Here is a 19,417-nt window from a genome sequence, read left to right as displayed (position 1 = left end):
GATTATGCCTTTTTGGGTTCAAACTCAGCCAAGAGCGCCGCCAAACGCCGCTCCGCTTCGGTTTCCGACAGGGTGACGATGCTGTTCGCCCCGGCCACGACCGGAGCGGGAGGGGAAGAGGCCGCCAAACGGTCGGCGAGAAAACGCGCCGCCGCCGCGACCGAGGGATGGTTGAAGGCCAGCGTCGCCGGCACCGGCGCGCCCAGCGCCGCCGCCAGCCGGTTGCGCAGGTCGATGGCGGCCAAAGAGCCAAGCCCAAGCTCGCCGAACGGTCGGTCGAGCGCCGGGTCCTCCGCCGCCAACCCCAGCACCCGCGCCACGGCGCCGCGCACCAACCGCTCCATTCCGGCGCGGTCGCGCGGGACGCTTGGCGCCGGTTCGACAGCCGAGGACGCGGCGGATTCGCCAGCCCCCCCGCCGGTCATCCGCTCGTAAAGCGAGGCGCCGGAACCGCCTTCCCGCGCCCAGCGGGCCAGCAGGGGCCATTCCACCTTGGCGGCCACCGCCTCGGCGGTGTTTCCCGGACTCAACAGAACCTCCAGCGCCGCCAGCCCATCGGCGGGCGGGAAGGGAATCAGCCCATGCTCGCGCCAGCGCTGAGCCAACAGCGGATCGGCGGAGTCCGCCATGCCCGACCCGGTCCAGGTGCCCCACAGAATGGACAGCGCCGGCAGACCCGCCGCCCGGCGACGGCGCGCCACCGCCCCCAGGGCGGCGTTGGCGGCGGCGTAGACCCCGGTTCCCACCAGCCCGCACAGCGCGGTGATCGACGAGAACAGCACAAAGGCGTCGAGAGTCCGGCCACGGGTGGCGCGGTCCAGCGCCTCCGCTCCATCGGATTTGGGCCGCGCCGCCCGGGCGAAGCCCGCCCAATCCTGCCGCGCCAACAAGGCGTCGGATGTGGCCCCCGCCGTGTGGAAGACGCTGGCCAGCGGGACGCCCTCGCGGTCCAGCGCGGCGAACGCGTCGTCGAGCGCCCCTTCATCGGCGACATCGGCCTGAACCAGCCGCAACCGCACGCCCAGCGCCGCCCAAGCCGCCAGTTGCGGATCGTCGCCGACGCTTGGCGCCGGTCGGCGGCTCAACAGCATCAGATCGCGGGCGCCGCGCTCCACCAGCCATCCGGCCAAGGTCCGGCCAATCCCGCCATGCCCGCCCGTCACCAGATGGCAGCCGTCCGCCCGCGCCGCGAAGCGTCGGCCCGTCGTCGAGGCGATGGGCGCCACGCGGGGCCGCTGGCGCCCACCCGCCCCCCAACGCACCCATTCCTCGGCCCGCCACGCCGCCTCCCCAGCGCGCAGTTCCGCCGCCAGAGCCGCCGCCGCATCGGCCAAACCGGCGTCCAAATCCACGCGGCGGCAGCCCAGTTCGGCGTGCTCCAAGGCGATGGAGCGCCCCAGCGCCGACGCCATGGCGGCGACCGTCGCGCCTTCCGCCGCGCCGTCGCCGACGATCCACAGCCGCGTGGTGGAACCAGAGGCGTCGGCCAACGCCCGCGCCAAGTCCAGCAGCCCACCCAGCGCCGCCTTGGGATCGGCGGCTTCGCTCTCGCCTCCGACCAGATAGAGGATGATCCCGCCCATCTGGGCCACCATGGCCGACGGCAGTCCATTCACCGAAACGGCGTGAATCCCGGCGGCGCGCAACCCCGCCCCCAGCCGGTCGGCGAGCGCGCCGTTCCCCGCCAGATGGACGGGCGGCGGCGCGGCGGCAATCGAACCGTCAAGCGCCGCCGCCTCCCACACCAGCCGCGCCAGCATGCCGGACGGCGCGACGACCGACGCGGCGGTCGCCCCCGGCCCAATCCCGTCGAGCCAGACGCGGCGGCGGTTGGCTTGCGGCGCGGCGGGTCGGGCGCGCAGCGGACCGGGAGCGGGGCCGACAATCAGATGGGCGTTGACGCCGCTCATGCCAAAGGCGCTGACCCCGGCCAACGGCGCCATGGCTGGCCAATCGACCGCCTCCGCCGTCACCGCCAATTGGGTTTCCACCGGGTCGATGTCAGGATTCAGCGCAAGATAGCCCGGCGTCGGCGCAATGCGGCGGTGGGCGACGGCCAGGACGGTCTTTATCAGCCCGGCCATCCCAGCGGCGGCTTCCAAATGGCCGAGATTGCCCTTCACCCCGCCGACCAGCAACGGCCCGCCCGTCCGGGCCGGGCCGCCGTACACCGCGCCCAGCGCCTGCGCCTCGATGGCGTCGCCGATGGGGGTGCCGGTGGCGTGCGCCTCGACATAACCGACCTCCTCGGCCCGCGCGCCCGCTTGGAACAGCGCCAGCCGCAACGCCGCCTCCTGCGCCGGGCCGTTGGGAGCGGTCAGGCCGTTGCTGCGACCGTCATGCCCGACCGCCACGCCCCGGATCACCGCCCATGGAGCGTCGTCGTCCGCCAACGCGGCGGACAGCCGCTTCAGCACCACCACGCCGGCGCCCTCGCCCCGCACGAAACCATCGGCCCCAGCGTCGAAGGGGCGGCAACTCCCGCTTTTCGACCACAGACCGTTGCGGTTCACCGCCTGCGACACGCGGGGCGACAGCGCCAGATTGACCGCGCCGACGACAGCGGTGTCGATCTCGCCCCGGCGCAGCGCCTGACAGGCCATGTCCACCGCCACCAGAGCCGAGGCGCAAGCCGCGTCCACCACCAGGCTCGGCCCGCGCAGATCCAGCAGATAGGACAGCCGACCGGGCATCAAGCTGTGGAAGCCGCCGGGAATGATCGCCGCCGCGACCTCCGCCGGAAGTTGGTCCGCCGCCGCCATCAGCCAGTTGGCGTAATCGCCGTTCTGCGCGCCCAAGCCGACATAAACCCCGGTGCGCGACCCGGCCAGCCGCCCGCCCAGGCGTCCGGCGTCCGCCAGCGCGGCCCAGGCGGTTTCCAGCAACAAGCGCTGGTGCGGATCCATCGCCAACGCTTCCGCCTCGCCAAGCCCGAACATCTCCGGGTCGAAGGCCGTGACGTCCTCGAAGAAGCCGCCACGGGCGAGAACCGGCGGTTCCAGCGCGCCAAACCCCCGCGCGGCGGGCGCGTCCCGCAAGGCGCTGCCGCCGCGCTCCAGAAACGCCTGGAACGCCGCCGGTCCCTCGACGCCGGGGAATCGGCAGCCCAAGCCGATCACGGCGATCGGCTCCATGCTGACCGCGCGGCTTTCCGTCGCCACGACCGGCGGCGGCGCCTCGGTCTTGACCGAACCAGCGGAAAGATGAGCCGCCAACGCCGCCGGGGTGGGGAAATTGTAAGCCAGCGTGCCCGGCAGGCGCCGCCCGAGGCGGCGCGACAGCAGCGTCGCCAAATCGGCGGACATCAGCGAATCCATGCCCATTTCGGCGAAGGGCCTGGACGGATCCAGCGTCGCCCCAGCCGACAGGCCAAGCACCTCCCCAGCCGCCGCCGCCACCAGCGCCGCCATGTCGTCGGACGGCGCGGGCGCTTGAGGCGCCAACGTCGGCGAGGGAGAGGGCGAGGGAGAGGGCACGGCGCGGCCACGCGTCAGCCCTTCCAACAGCGGCGGAACCACCGCCAGCCGCTCGCCGTAAGCCTCCCAATCAATGCCGAGCGCCATCAGCCGCCCGTCCGCGCCGTTCCAGCGGTCGAAGACGGCCAGGGCGGCGACGGCGCTCATCGGCTCCACCCCCCAGCGCCGCCACGCCTCTTGCGACCGCGCGCCCATGGCCGCGCCGATGCCCACGCTCCACGGCCCCCATTGGATGGACAGCCCGGGCAACCCCGCCGCGCGGCGGCGGTCGATCACCCGCTCCAGCGCCGCGTTGGCGGCGGCGTAGGCGGCTTGGCGGGCCGATGGCAGGCTCGCCACCACGGAGGAAAAGGCGATGAAACGACGGATCGGCAATCTGCGGCTGAGACGGTCCAGCACCGCCGCGCCCCGCTGTTTGGGCCGCAACGCGCGGTCGAAACGCTCCGCGTCCAACGCGGCCAACGGCGCGTCGTCGGTGACGGCGGCGGACAGCACGATGTTTTCAATTGGCGGCAACGCCTCGGCGGCGGCGGACAGCGCCGCCGTCATGGCCGCTTCGTCGGCGAGATCGACGGACACCGACCGAACGACGGCTCCGGCCCCCGTCAACGCCTCGACCAGCGCCGCCGGAATGACGCCGTGATCCAGCAGCAGGAACGCCCGCGCGCCCAACCCGACCAGATGATGGGCCAGCGCCTGACCAACGCCGCCCGCCGCCCCGGCGATTAGCCACGCTCCGGCGTCGACCGGCGGCGCAGGTTCCTCCGTCAGCGCAAGGCTGAGACGCCCAATCACCCCGCCCCCGGACAAACGGCGGAAGGCGTCCACCGCGTCACGCGCCGCCACCGCCTCATGGGGAACGCTCAGACCGTCCTCCGCCAACCCCATCGCCCGGTCGAACAAAGCCGAGAAATGGTCGGGTCGCTCGCGGTGCAGGCGGTCAAGATCGACGTCATCCGCCGCGCCGCGCCGGGTCAAATCCACCAGCAGCCCGCCGACGGCGAGCGAGGCGCGCGCCGCGACCAGCCCGCCCTCGTCGAAGGCGCCAAAGGCGACGTCAACGCCGCGCCCATGGGTGGCGGCCCGCACAGCTTCCACCCAATCGGCGGCGCGGGAATCGCCCACCACCTCGACGCCTAAGGCGCTCAACGCCGCCCGCTTGGACGGCGAAACGGCGACCAGGACGCGGGCGCCCAACCGTTGCGCGACCGCCACGGCGGCCAGGCCAACCCCGCCGCCAGCCCCAACGATCAACACATGGTCGCCAGCCCGCGCGCCCGCCCGATCAACCAAACCATGCAAGGCGGTCATCACCCCCACCGGCAGGGCGGCGGCGGCGGCGAAGGACAGTCGGCGCGGCTTGGCGCGCAACAGACGGGCGTCAACGACCACGGAACTGGCCAACCCACCGCCGCCTGGGCAATAGGCGACCACCGCGTCGCCGGGACGAAACGCGGTGTCGGTCCCGGCCCCCACCGCCACGACGACACCCGCGCAATCGGCCCCCAGCGGCAGGCCAGCCCCCGGCCCTTGACCGAACAGCGCCAGCACGTCGCGGAAATTGGGGGCGGCGGCCACCACCCGGATCAACGCCTCGCCCGCCTTCAGATCGGCGGCCAATAGGTCCGGCATGGGCCGCCATTCCAGCCCATCGACGAAACCAGGGCGCGCCACCACCAGGCGCGACGGCTCGAACCGCGCGGCGGATTCCGCCGCCGCCAGCCGCAGGCCATGCCGCCGCCCGCGCCGCCACGCGACGTCGGTTTCTTCATCCGACAGCGCCAGTTCCGCCGCCAATTCCGTCGATGACGGCGATTCCAGCGCCACCACACGACAGAACAAACCGGGATGTTCCGCCCGGATCGCCTGGGCCAAGCCGCCAAGACCAGCCCCCGCCGCGCCAATCGAGACCAGCAGCAAGCGCCCGTCGGTCATCCCTTCGGCCAGCCGCGCGGCGCGGGCCAAGGTCGCCGCCTCATCGCCGCCGGGCAGCAGCACGGCGAGCGGCGCCCCATCATCGGCGACGATCCCCGCCTCTCCGGCCAAGCGCGCCGCCAGCGCGGCGGCGCCGTCGTCCGCAGCGACGATGCGGCAACGCAGGGGCCGCGCGTCTCGCGGGGCGGGCGTCGGCAGAAGCCGCCACGTCAAGGCGCCGACCCATGGCGCCCGTCCGGTCGCCGCTGTGGGAACGGCCATCGCCAACCGGCGCAGCGTCGCCCCCTCCATCGCCACGACGGCGACGCCGTCATCGGTCATCAAGGTCACGTCGGCGCGCAACGCCCCCGCCGCGTCATCCACCCGCACCGCCGCGTGCAGCCAGCCGCCAGCTTCGGCGAAGCCGCCGCTTATGGTCAAATTGTCGAACGCCACCAGCATATAGGCGCCGTCAAGCTCGGGATGGACGGCGGCGGGAAGCTGGGCGCAGGCCTCGATCAAGGCCGCTGGCACGCCGAAGGCCAGCGCCTCTCCGTCTAATGGCGCCGCCAACCGGGCGAGCGCCTCGCCGTCGCCGCGCCAGACGCTCTCGATCCGCCGCAGCCTCGGCCCCAGTTGAAAGCCCCGCTGGGCCAGTCGGCGATAGAACGCCTCTCCGGTCAGTGCGACGCCGCACCGCGCCCGCAGCCCGCCAAGATCCGCCGCCGGAAGGGCGGAGGGCGCCTCGGACGACCGCCGAATTTCGCTGTGGCGGGTCCAGTCCTCCTCCTCCCCGGCGTTGGCCGGACGGGAATGGAGGACGCACGCGCCGTCTTCGCTCACGGTGATCCGCAAATCCTGAACACGGTCCAGAAGCAGCGCCCGGAAGAAGCCGCCATCGCGCAGACGAACCGCGCCTCCCGTCGCGCCCCGCCCCAGCGCGGCGGCGAAGAACGCCAGATGCAACCCGACATGGACCAGATGGCCGCTGTCCTCCAGCCCCGGCGCGTCGCCCGGCCCCAGACGTTGAGCCAGCACGACATCGCGCAGGCCGGGCGCCCGCACCCGCTCGGCGAACAGCGTCTTCGCGATCGGCGCGGCCAGCCAATGACGCTCCGCGCGGAAGGGATAGGGCGGCAGGGGAGCGGAATCGCGGGGCCGCGATCCCTGGATCCGTCGCCAATCCACCGGCGCGCCGCGCGCCCAAAGCCCGGCGGCGGCGTCCAGCATCGCATGACGGTCGGCCATCTCCGGCCGCAGGCTGGCGCCCCAATGCGCGCCGCCCCAATGTGCGCCGCCCTTGTGAGCGCGCCGCCCCAGCGCGATCAAACTCGGACGCGGGCCGATCTCAAGGAACGCGTCGCAACCCAGCGCCGCCAACGTCGCCATGCCCGCCGCGAAGGCCACCGGGGCGCGCGCCTGCGCCCGCCAATAAGCGGCGTCGAAACCACGGCGCGCCGATCCGTCGAGATTGCAAGCCACGGGAATCGCCGCGTCTCGCCACGCAACCCGCGCCGCCGCCCGCGCCAGATCATCCAACGCCGGTTCCAGCAGGGCCGAATGGAAAGCGTGGCTGACGTCCAGCGGGCGTCCCTCGACCCCGGCCAAGGCCAACGCCGCCAGCGCCGCCGTGATCGCCTCCGCCGGTCCCGACAGGGTCAGATGCGCCGGACCATTGTGGGCTGCGATTTCCACCCCCGGCGGCAGGACGCCGCCCAACGCGGCGCGAACCGCCGCCTCTTCGGCCATGACCGCCGCCATCGCCCCGCCCGGCGGCAAGGCCCCCATCAGCCGCCCGCGCTCGACGACAAAAGCGGCGGCGTCCTCCAGGCTCATCGCCCCGGCGACGCAGCAGGCGGCGATTTCCCCCGCCGAATGGCCGAGCACGGCCACCGGCTCCACCCCCCAGTCACGCCAGAGCGCCGCCAAACCGTAGCCCAGCGCGAACAGCGCCGGTTGCGCCCATTGCGTCGGCGTCAGCGACGATCCCGCGTCGAACAGCAGGCCGGTCAACGGCAAAGGCAGAAGATCAGCCATCGCCCCGGCGACACGGTCCACGGCGGCGCGGAAAACCGGCTCGTCACGGTAAAGCTCCCGCGCCATGCCCGCGTGCTGCGCGCCCTGCCCGGTGAACAGAAAGGCGATTTTCGGCCCGGCGCCCACCCGTCCCCGAGGGGCGGAGGCCAACAACCGCCGCGCCTCCCCGGCGTCGCCAGCGGTCAGCGCCAGCCGCCAGGGCAGATCCCCGCGCGACCGCGTCGCTTCCCGGCACGCTGCGGCAAAATCGGGAGCGGCCAACGCCGACAGCGCCAGCGGCTCCAAATCCTCCGCCCGCCGCGCCGACAGCGCCAACACCTGCGGCCCGGCGGCGGGAGAATCCTGCGGAAGGGTCGGCGGCGGTCCCTCCACCACCAGATGCACGTTGGTCCCGCTGGCGCCAAAGGCGCTCAAACCCGCCAGCCGCCGCCCGGCGACCACCGGCCAGGCCGCCGCCGCCCGCGCGACCTCCACCCGCCCGGCGGCGATCTGGATGTGTGGGTTGAGCCGGTTCAAATGGAGGTGGCCCGGCAGCCGCCCGGCGTTCAACCCGGCGATCAGTTTCAACAGACCCGCGACGCCCGCCGCCGCCTCGGCGTGGCCGATGTTGGTCTTGATCGACCCGACCAGCAGCGGCCCCCCCCGCGCCGCCGCGCTTTCGCCAAACACCGCGTCCAACGCGTGCATTTCGATGGGATCGCCCAGCGACGTTCCGGTGCCATGCGCCTCGACATAGCCGATGGCCTCCGGCCCCACGCCCGCCGCGTCCAGCGCGGCGCGGATCACCGCCTGTTGCGCGCCGCCGCTGGGCACGGTGAAGCCACTGGACGCCCCGTCGTGATTGGTGGCCGAACCACGCAAAACCGCCAGCACCCGGTCGCCGTCGGCCAAAGCCCGGTCAAGCCGCTTCAGCGCCACCAGCCCGCAGCCCTCGGCCCGGACATAGCCGTCCGCCGCCGCGTCGAAGGTCTTGCAACGGCCATCCGCCGCCAGCATCCGCGCCGCCCGCAGCACGGCGGTGGTTTCCGCCGTCAGGATCAGGTTGACGCCGCCCGCCAACGCCGCGTCGCAGTCGCCCGCCAGCACCGCCCGCGCCGCCAAGTGAATCGCCATCGCCGAGGAGGAGCACGCGGTGTCCACCGCCAGCGTCGGCCCCCGCAGCCCCAGCGCATGAGCCACCCGCCCGGCGGCGGCGTTGAGGAACTGCCCGCCCACCGCATGCGCGTCACGCCGACCGACCGACCGCGCCAGTTCGGCGTATTCCATCCCGGTGATGCCGACGAACACCCCGACGCGCCCGCCCGCCAGCGCGGGCGGCGACCAACCGGCGTTTTCCAACGCCTCCCACGCCGTGGTCAGCAGCAGGCGATGCTGCGGGTCGATCTGCGACGCCTCGCGCGGGCTGATGGCGAAGAAATCAGCGTCGAAGCCGTCCACTCGGTCGAGATAACCAGCCGCCCCCAGAGTCTCCCAATCGCCCAAATCAGGGCGGCGCGCCAGCGGCGGCGTACCCACCGCGTCAAAGCCGTCCAGCAGCGCCCGCGTCAGCCCGGCAAGATCCTGCACGCCGCCGGGCAGGCGCATGCCGACGCCGACGATGGCCAGCGCCTTTTCGTCGCTTTCGACGGCGGCGGCGGCTGGAACGGCGATGGCGGGGGGGGCGTCCGGCGCCAACAGCCCCGCCAGAGCATCGACCGAGGGCGCGTCAAAAAAGGCCGACGCGGGCAAGCGGACGCCGAACTCCCGCTCCACCCCGCGACGCAGCTCGACCACCCCGAAACTGTCGAGGCCGAGGGCGAAAAAGCCCCGGTCGGTCGCCAGCGCCGCCGGATCGTCCAGGCCAATGATCGCGGCGACCAGCGCCCGCAGCTTGGCCCCCGCGTCGGCGCGGCTGACGGCGGCGGGAAGGATCGAGGACGGCGCTTCCGCTGCGGCGGGAATCAACCCGCGCAGCAGCGGCGCGGCGCGGCGGCTTTCATAAATGGCGCGGAAAACGGGCCAATCGACAGCGGCGGCGACGGTCTGCGCCCGCCCCGACGCGGCCAACCCCAGCAGTCCGGCAAAGGCGCGGTCAAAGGAAATCGGGCGCAGGCCCAAGCGGTCGAAGGCCACGGCGCCCGCGTCGTCGAGCATGCCGCGCACGTCAAACCGCGCCCAATCGACGACCACGACGGGCAATCCCCGGCGCTGGGCGGCGTGGGCGAAGCCATCCAGCGCCGCGTTGGCGGCGGCGTAGGCGTCCAGATCGCGGTCGCCCCACACCGCCGCCGCTGAGCCGAACAGCGCGAAAATCTCCAACGGCCACGCGGCCCCAAGGCGGGCGAGATGCTCGGCTCCCGCCAATTTCGGGGCCAAGGTCGCGGCAAACCCGCCATCCTTCACCCCGGCGGCGTGAAAAATCCCGGCGACCGGCGGGAATTCGCGGGCGAGCAGCGCCGCCAGCCGCTCCATCGCGGCCAGATCGCCGACATCGGTCTGATGGTAGCGAAGATCGACGCCATCCGCCGTCAGGTCAACCGGCACGTCGTGAGCGCCGCGCCCCGTCAGCACCACATGCCGCGCCCCGGCCTGAACCAGTTGACCCGCCAACGCGCGGCCCAAACCGCCCAAGCCGCCCGTGACCAGATAGGTCCGGTCGGAACGGATGGCGACGGGCGCGGAGGACGGCGCGGCGACGGGTTTCAGCCGGGCGGCGAAGACCCGCCCGCCGCGCAGCGCCACCTGATCCTCATCCATGGCGGCGGCCAAAAACGCCGCCAGGGCCACGGCCCCTTGCGCGCCATCGTCGGCCCGATCAATCAACCCGCCCCACAGGGTCGGCTCCCGCAAGGCCAAGACCCGGCCCAACCCCCACACAGCCGTCATCGCCGGGTTCGGCGACCGATCATCGGCCAAAACCGCGTGCGCCCCTTGCGTGACCGCCCACAGCCGCGCGGGCGGAGCGGCGGCCAAGGCCGACAAGACGCTCAAGCCCTCGACCGGATCCCCGGCTCCGGCCAACCAGACCACGCCCGCCCAACCATCGGCGGGAGGGAGCGCGCCCTCACCCCGAACGTCGACGCCCAAATTCCGCCAATGGCCGACCAAAGCCGCGACCGCCGCCGCGTCGCCCAACGCCAGCCAGGAACCGGCCAGCGTCGCCCCGGCGGCGGTTGGCCCTTGGTCATCCCACGCGACCTCGTAGAGGCAGCCATCCAACCCGGCGGTCGCGGCGTCCTTGGCCGGGCCGTCCTTGCCTGGGCCGACCCAATCCAGCCAATGGCGTTTGCGCTGGAACGGCGTGGTCGGCAGGGCGGCGAACGGCTGGCCGTTGGTCAGGCCCTTCGCCACCGCGTTCATGTCCACCCGCAGACCGCCGCGCCGAAGCTGCCCAACCGCGTCCAGCAGACTCAAGACGTCATCGTCCCGCCCGCCCAAACTGGCGACGGTCAACGCGCCCTCCCCCAGCGCCGCCGCCGCCAAGGACGACAACACGGCGCGCGGGCCAATTTCGAGGAACAGCGTGCAGCCCAAATCAGCGGCGGCGCGCAAGCCATCGGCGAAACGCACGGGGTCGCGGGCATGGCCCCGCCAATAACCGGCGTCCAAGCGCGCGATCACCGCGCCGGTTCGATTGGACACCAGGGGCAGCCGGGGCGGCGCGTAGGCGACCGCCGCCGCCGCCGCTTCCAGCCCGTCGAGCATCGGCTCCAGCAAAGCGGAATGAAAGGCGTGGCTGACCGGCAAAAGACGGGCGCGAAGCCCAACGGCGGCCAGCCGCCCGGCCAACCGCTCCAGCGCGTCCAGCGGCCCCGCCACCACGCTGTTGGCGGGACCGTTCAGCGCCGCCAGCGACAGCGTCGGTTCGTCGATCAAGCACGGTTCCACCGTCGCGGCGTCCGCCGTCACCGCCAGCATGCCGCCGCCGGAAGGGAGCGCCTGCATCAAGCGGCCACGCCGGGCGATCAGGACCATGGCCGCTTCCAGCGTCATCGCCCCGGCCGTCACCGCCGCCATGTATTCGCCGACGCTGTGGCCCAGCACGACCGCAGGCTCAACGCCAAAGGACCGCCAAAGTTCGGCCAACGCGCAGCCCACGGCGAACAGCGCCGGCTGCGCCAGTTCCGTCTGGTTGACGTCGTGGCCTGCGCCCTCGAACAGCGCGTCGCGCAGGCTGTAGCCGAGCGCCGGCGCCGCCGCCGCGTCGCATCGGTCGAAGACCGCGCGGAACACCGGGGCCGCGCGGTAAAGACCGGCGGCCATGCCCAGGCTTTGCGCGCCCTGGCCGGTGAACAGAAAGGCGATTTTGGGGCCGTCCGCCACGGCGGGAACCGGGGCGGGAATCGGGGCGGGCGGCGCCTCGACGATGAGGTGCACGTTGGTGCCGCTGGCGCCGAACGCGCTGACTCCGGCGATGCGCCGCCCGTCCACCTCGGGAAAGGCGACCTCGGCGACGGGGGCCGACAGCGGCGCGCCGTCCAAGGTGATGTGCGGGTTGAAGCCGGTGAAATGCAGGCTGCCGGGAAGGCGCCCAGACCGCAGCGCCAGCACGGCTTTGATGAACCCGGCGACGCCCGCCGCCGATTCCGCATGGCCGATGTTGGTCTTGACCGAGCCGATCAACAGGGGACGCTCCCGCCCCTCCCCCAACGCGGCGGCCAGCGCGTGCGCCTCAATGGGGTCGCCCAAGGCCGTGCCGGTGCCGTGCGCCTCGACATAGGACACATGGCGCGGCGCGACGCCCGCCGACGCCAGCGCGGCGCGGATCACCGCCTCCTGCGCGCGGCCGTTCGGCACGGTGAAGCCGCTCGACCGGCCGTCGTGATTCATCGCCCCGCCACGGATCACCGCCAGCACCGGATCGCCGTCGGCCAGCGCCGCCGCCAGCGGTTTCAGCACCACGACGCCGCAGCCTTCCGCCCGGACGAAGCCGTCGGCCCCTTGATCGAAGGCGCGGCAGCGGCCCGTGGGCGACAGCATCCCGGCCCGCGACAGGATGACCGAGGTTTCCGGGCTGAGGATCAGATTGACGCCGCCCGCCAGCGCCATGTCGCAGTCGCCGCCGATCAGCGACCGACACGCCAGATGCAGGGCGACCAGCGACGACGAACAGGCGGTGTCCAGCGACAGCGCCGGGCCAGTCAGACCAAGGGTGAAGGCGATGCGTCCGGCGGCGGTGTTGGCGGGTTGGCCGGTGATCGCCTGCCCTTCCAGCCGCTCCGCCGCGCCACGCCGGGCAAGGCCCGCGTAATCGCTGCCGGTGATTCCGACGAAGACGCCAGCCCGCGCGCCGACCAGCCCGCGCGGGTCAAGCCCGGCGCGCTCCACCGCCTGCCACGCGGTTTCCAGCAGCAAGCGTTGCTGCGGATCCATATAGGCGGCTTCCTTGGGCGGAATGCCGAAAAAGGCGGCGTCAAACTGGTCGATGTCCCGCAGGAAACCGCCCCAGCGGCTGACCGTCTTCCCCGCCACGTCAAGATCGTCGGTCGCCCAATCCCGCCAATCCCACCGCTCCGGCGGAACCTCCGTCACCGCGTCGACGCCGTCGAACAGCAGGCGGGCGAAGCTGTCCGGGTCGTCGGCCCCGCCGGGGAAACGACAGGCCATGCCGATGACGGCGATGGCGTCGTCACCGGCGGCTTTCGCGGCGACAGGGGTCGCCGCCGCCGCTCGTCCGCCCTCGTCCCCCGCCAGCCACGCGGTCAGCGCGTCGATGGTGGGGTGGGAGAACAGCGTCGCCGCCGGGATTGGCCGCGCCAACGCCTGTTGCAGCCGCCCACGCAACCGCACCGCCAGCAAACTGTCCAGACCAAGCTGAAACAACCCCCGGTCGGACGGAACTGGCTCGTCTGGCGGAAAGCCCAAGACCTCCCCGACCAGCCGGGCCACCGTCGCCCGCAGATCAGCGGCGTCCCGTTTTCCGGGAACGGCGACGGCGACCGGAGCGACGACCGAAGCGGCGACGGGTGGCGGCGCGGGCGGCGCCAGTTCGCTGAACAAGGGCCGCGCCCGACGCGCCTCGTTGACCGCGCGAAAACGCGGCCAGTCCACGGCGGCGATGACGGCGTCGCGTCCCAACCCGGCGGTCAGCGGCCACGCCAAAGCGAAGGCGGCGGCGGGATCCATGGCCCCCATGCCCATATCCGCCAACGCGCGGTCCTCGTCGGCGCTGAGCAGGCCGCGCAGACTGAAGCGCCCCCAGGCGACGGCCACCGCCGGAAAACCGGCGCGCCGCCGCGCCGCCGCCACGGCTTCCAGCGCGGCGTTGGAGGCGGCGTAGGCCGCCTTGCCCTTGGCCCCCCACGTCGCGGCGGCGGACGAAAAGGCGAAGAACACCTCGACCGTCGGGTCGCGAGTCAGACGATCCAGCGCCAAGGCTCCGGCCAGCTTGGGCGGCAGGGTCCGCGCCGGATCGGGATCGGCGTTGCCAGCGGCGTGGATGACTCCGGCCAACGGAACGCCATCCGCCGCCAGCCCGGCCAACGCCGCCGCCAACCCGTCGCCGTCGGCAAGATCGGCGATGACCGAACGAACCTCGACGCCCGCCCCACGCAGCCGCTCAATGACGGCGGCGGCGGCGTCCCCCGGTTTCGAGCGACCGAGCAGCGCCAACCGGCGCGCGCCCCGACCCGCCAGCCATTGGGCGAAGGCCAGCCCCAGCGCGCCGTGACCGCCGACGATCAGATAGCGGCGGTCGGCGCGGATGGGAACGCCACCCTCCGCCGATGCCGGATCGGGCGCAAGCCGCAGCCTCTCGACAGCGCCATCGGGGCCGACGCGCAAAGCGTCCTCGTCGGGCGGAGCCAGCGCCGCCAGCCGATCCAGCGCCGCCCCATCCGCCGCCGACAGCGTTCCGCCCCAGCGATCCGGATCGGCGACGCCCAAGGACAGGGCATAGGCGCGGGTGACGGCGTGGCGCGTCGCGGCGGACGCGTCGTTCGCCGTCTCCTGCCCCAACCGCAACCGACCGAAACGCGGATCGGCGAACAACCGGGCGATCTGGCCGCATGCCGCCACCGGATCGCCGCCATCGTCCAGGATCAGGGTTTCGTCCCAGGCCCCGGAAACCGGCGGTGGTTCGCTCATCGCCAAAGTCAGCCGCGCCGCCGCGCGGGCGCGCGCGACGATCAGGGATTGCCGATCACCATCGCCCACCGCCGCGACCGCGTCGAATCCAGCGGCGTCCAGCGCGCGGCGCCAGCCGTCAACGCTCAACAGCGCGCCGTCGTTCCGCAGGGCGTCGTCGTGGCGATGCCACCCCTCCAACATGCCGAACACCAGATTGAGCCAGCCCGGCGCTCCGGTGATCTCCCCCAGCAGCAGCGTTCCTCCCGGCCGCAGCAGGGCGCGGACATGGCGCAGCGTCGCCGCCAGATCGCGGGTGGCGTGCAGGGCGTTGACCGCCACCGCCACGTCATAACCGCTGCTGGCGCTTCCCAGCTCCGCCGGGGCGCTTTCGATGTCCAGCAAACCCAAACTCAAACCAGGATGCGCGGCGAAGCGGGCGCCCGCACGGTCGAGAAACGCCGACGAAACGTCGGTGAAGCGATACTCCCCGCCGCTGGGCAGAAGGGGCAACAGATGCGCCGTCGTGCCGCCGGTGCCCGCGCCGATTTCCACCACGCGAGGGGCTGGCCCGAGCAGCGGCGACAAGGCGGAAAACGCGACCGCGATCCGCTCCCCCAGCGGCAGCGCGAAGGCGGAGCGCTGATACAGCGCCTCCAGCGCCGTCGTCGAACCGTTGGGAAACAGGACGTCGAGCGGATCAACCTCTCCCGCCAGAATCGACGCGACCTGTCCGCCGACGGCGTGGATCAGCCCCAACTCCGCCGCCATCTCCGGCCTCTGGAGAATGATCGCCGCCGGGTCGCGGTCATCGGGGAAGGCCGCCGCCAGTTGGCGCAAACCGGCCAAGCGGCGCGCGGCGAAGCGGTCGTCCGGCGGGGCGCCGTCGTGTCTCGCCAAGCCTTGGCGGGCGTAAGCGGCGGCCAGCCGGTCCAGGTCGCGGGCGGAGGGGGCGGGGGCCAAACCGGCGGCCTTCACCGCGTCGGCGACGCGGCGCGGGTCCGGCGACGCCGCTGTCTTGACCGGCGGCGAATCGCCAACCGCGCGCCATTCCAGCGACAGCCGCCATTCCTGCGGCGACGCCCTTTTCTCGCTCGCCTCGCGCGGCCAGAAACGGACGCGTTGGAACGGATAGGTGGGCAAGGGCGCGCCATGGCGCAGACGCCGCCCGTCGTGGATCGGCCATTCGGCGGCCAGAACGTCGTCCCCCGCCGCCACCTGGCGCAAGCCAGCCAGCAGCGCCGCCCGATCCGCGCCACGCACCACCGCGCGGCAATCAAAGAGGTCCCGCTCCGTCGCGGCGGCCTCGCAAAAATCCGTCAGCGCGCCGCCATCGTCGCCCAGCGCCGTCAGCGCCTCGGCGAACCGCGCCGCCAACTCCCGCAACGCCGCCGGCGTCCGCGCCGACACGGGCAGAACCAGCGGTTGGGCTTCCCCCTCCGCCATCGGCAGCGGTGGAACCCCGGCCTCGACCAGCCCTTCAAACAAGGCGCCCAAGGTCCGCGCGGCGGGCGTCTCCCGCTCCAGACTGCGCAGCGGCGAACCGGCGCGGCCCAACGCCTCCAGGGTTTCGGCGACCGAACGCGACAGCACCGGATGCGGCGCGATTTCCACGATGACCGCGTCTTCGGGCAAGCAGGCCACGGCGGCGGCGAACCGCACCGGCTGGCGCAGGTTGCGCGCCCAATAGCCGCCGTCGAGCGTCGCGCCGTCGCCCAAACCACCATCGACGCCGGAATAGAACGCGATCCCGCCCGCCCGTGGGTCCAGATCGGCCAACGCCGCCGACAGCGCCGCCTGGGGACCATCCATCGCCGCGCTGTGATAGGCGACGTTGACCCGCACCGGAGCCGCGACGATGCCCGCCTTTTTCAGCGCGGCCAACGCCTCTTGGATCGCCGCCGTCGGACCGGCGATGGTCACGGCGTTGGGCGCGTTGAAGCCCGCGAGTTCCACATCGGCGATGTCGGCCAGCGCCGCCGCGACCGCGTCCGCCGACGCCGACGCCTGGGCCATCGCCCCGCGCCCCACCGCGTCCGCCGTCGCCACGCCATGCTGAAACACCACGCGAGCCGCCGCGTCCAGGCTCAAGGCCCCGGCGGCGTAGGCGGCTGCGGCCTCGCCGACGCTGTGCCCCAGCACCGCGTCGGGCCGCCAACCGCGCGCCGCCAGCGACTCGGTCAAGCCAACCTGCACGGCGAAGCACAGACATTGGGTCGCCGTGGCGTCGCCCCGCGCCCCGGAAGCCATCAAATCCAGCAACGACCAGGCCCCGGTCAACCGCGCGAACGCGCCGTCGCACGCGGCCACGGCGCGATAAAACGCCGGATCGGCAGCGAGCAGATCGCGCCCGACCCCCGGCCAGGCGGCGCCGTTGCCTGCGTAGACGAAGACCAGCGGACGGCGCCGCCCTTGCCCGTCCGCCGCCAGCGTCGTCGTCGTCGTCGGCGGCGGCGGAGCTTCCGGCGCCCATTCCTCCAGCGCCACATGGGCGTTGGACCCGCCGAAGCCGAAGGCGCTGACCCCGGCGCGGCGGGGGTGGCGGCGCTCCGGCCACGGCTCCGCCCTGGTCGGAACCCGCAGGTTCCAGCCGGAAAAATCGATGTGCGGGTTGGGTTGGTGGAAATGCAAGCTGGCGGGGAAAACCCGGTTTCGCAGCGCCAGAGCCGCCTTTATCAGCCCGGCGATCCCCGCCGCCGCCTCCAGATGGCCGATGTTGGTCTTGGCCGAACCGACGACCAGCGGAGCCTCGCGGTTCGGCGCGGTCCCCAGCACCGCCCCCAGCGCCCCCGCCTCGATGGGATCGCCAAGCAGCGTCCCGGTTCCATGCGCCTCGACGCAATCCACCTCCGCCAGCGCGACGCCGGCGTCCATCCAGGCGTCGCGCAACACCGCGCGCTGGGCGTCGGGGTTGGGAGCCGTCAGGCCGTTGGACGGCCCGTCGTTGTTGATCGCGCTGCCCCGGACCAACGCCAGAACGCGGTCGCCGTCGGCGATGGCGTGGGACAATGGCTTCAGCAGAACCAGCCCAGCGCCCTCGCCCCGGACATAGCCATCGGCCCGCGCGTCGAACGCCTTCGACCGACCATCGGCGGCCATGCCGCCAAATTTGGTCATCGCCACCGTGCTGTCGGCGGTCAGGATCAGATTGACCCCTCCGGCCAGCGCCGCTTCGCATTCCCCCGACCGAAGAGCGCGCACCGCCAGATGCACGGCGGTCAGCGACGACGAACAGGCGGTGTCGACGGTCAGGCTGGGACCGGTCAGCCCCAGACAATAGCTGACCCGGTTGGCGATGACGCCCAGATCGCGGCCCGTGGCGGAATGCGGGGCGATGGCCTCCAAACCGGCGAAAAGCTGGCCATATTCGGACCACATGGCGCCAATGAAGACGCCCGTGCGCCGCCCGCTCAGCGTGGAAGGCGGCAATCCGGCCCGTTCCAGCGCCTCCCACGCCAATTCCAGGATCAGGCGTTGCTGCGGGTCCATCTCCAGCGCTTCGCGCGGCGACACGCCGAAGAACGCCGCCTCAAAACCATCCACCCGATCAAGAAAGCCGCCCCAGCGCGTGGACATTCGCCCCGCCGCCGCCGGATCGGGATCATAGAGGCCCTCGACGTCCCAACGGTCGGTCGGCATTGGCCCCACCGCGTCGACGCCCTCGCTCAACAGCCGCCAGTAGGCGTCGGGATCATTCGCGCCTGGAAAGCGGCAGGCCGCCGACACGATGGCGATGGGTTCCCCCGCCGCCAGAGGCCCCCGACGCCCGGAAGACGCCTCTTCCGCGCCGCCCGCCAGATGAAGCGCCAACCGCGCCGCCGTTGGATGATCCCACAGCAACGTGGCTGGCAACGACCGCCCCAAACGCCGCGACAGGTCCGCCGTGACCGCCGCCGCCTGCACCGAGGTCAAGCCATGGGCGCTGAATCGCGCGGTCGCGCTCAGAGTCGTCGGCTCGACGCCCAGCGCCGCGCCAAGCGCCCGTGACACTTCGGTCAGCAGCGCTTCGACGTCAGCGGCGGAAGATTGCAGCGAAGGCATCAGAGCGCATCGGCCCACTGCGGCGCCCGCGCCATGTCCGACGCCAGAACCGACGCCAGCGCCGACAGGAAGGCGTCGCGCCGCTCATGCAGGTAGAAATGGCCGCCAGAAAACTGCCGCGCCTCGAATCCGCCCACCGTCAGGGCCTCCCACCCCGCCAAAGCCGCATGATCGGCGCGCCGGTCCTCGTCGCCGCCAAAGGCCGATATCGGATAGTCGAGCGGCGCTTCGGCCCGGTAGACGCCGCGCTCCAGCAACCGCAAATCAGCCCGGATGATCGGCAGGAACAGCGCCATCAGCTCCGGTTCCGCCAAGATGGCCGTCGGCAGACCGCCGAAACGACGGTTCAACTCCTCGGCCAATTGGTTGTCGGGCAATTCGTGCAGCGGCGCCTCGCGATCCGCCTCCATCGGCGCCCGACGTCCCGACACGATCAACCGACGCGGCTGCGGCAAACCGCGACGACGCAAGGCCCGGGCGGTTTCAAAGGCGAGATAGGCCCCCATGCTGTGACCGAAGAACACGAAAGGCCGGTCAAGCCACGGTTCGATGACCTCGCCCAGACGGGCCACCAGAATGTCGGCGTCGTCGATCAACGGCTCCATCAGCCGCCCTTCGCGCCCCGGCAATTGCACGGACAGCACATCCACCCCATCCAGCGCCGCCGACCATGGGAAATAGGACGACGCGCCCCCCCCGGCGTGGGAAAAACAGAACAACCGCAAGGTCGCTTCCGGGCGCGGACGGGGGCGAACAAACCATGCCGCCGTCGATCCCTGCCCGCTGGAATTCATCGCCGCCTCTGTCATCAGGTCCTTCCATCGAGCACGTCCGTCCCGGCCCCCCGAGGGTACGAAAGCAACAAGCCAAAGGAAATGTTTATTCCATTGGATTAGTCAAACCGC

General features: G+C 72.5%; 2 protein-coding genes. Both read right to left on the bottom strand.

Features of this window, described 5'->3' with window-relative positions:
• Positions 1-2 precede the first annotated feature (2 nt).
• Positions 3-18,512 (bottom strand): SDR family NAD(P)-dependent oxidoreductase, encoded by an 18,510-nt coding sequence (locus tag ACODS4_RS21005; RefSeq protein WP_488867169.1) that lies wholly within the window; start codon positions 18,510-18,512, stop codon positions 3-5.
• A complete protein-coding gene (locus ACODS4_RS21000; RefSeq protein WP_488867167.1) occupies positions 18,512-19,321 on the bottom strand; it encodes a thioesterase II family protein in 810 nt (269 codons plus the stop codon). Before ACODS4_RS21000 ends, ACODS4_RS21005 begins: the two co-directional genes overlap by 1 nt.
• Positions 19,322-19,417: the final 96 nt, after the last annotated feature.

The sequence above is a fragment of the Azospirillum sp. FG154 genome (assembly GCF_057809575.1).
The sequence above is the reverse complement of the archived record's forward strand: the minus strand, read 5'-3'. Positions and strand labels throughout refer to the sequence as shown.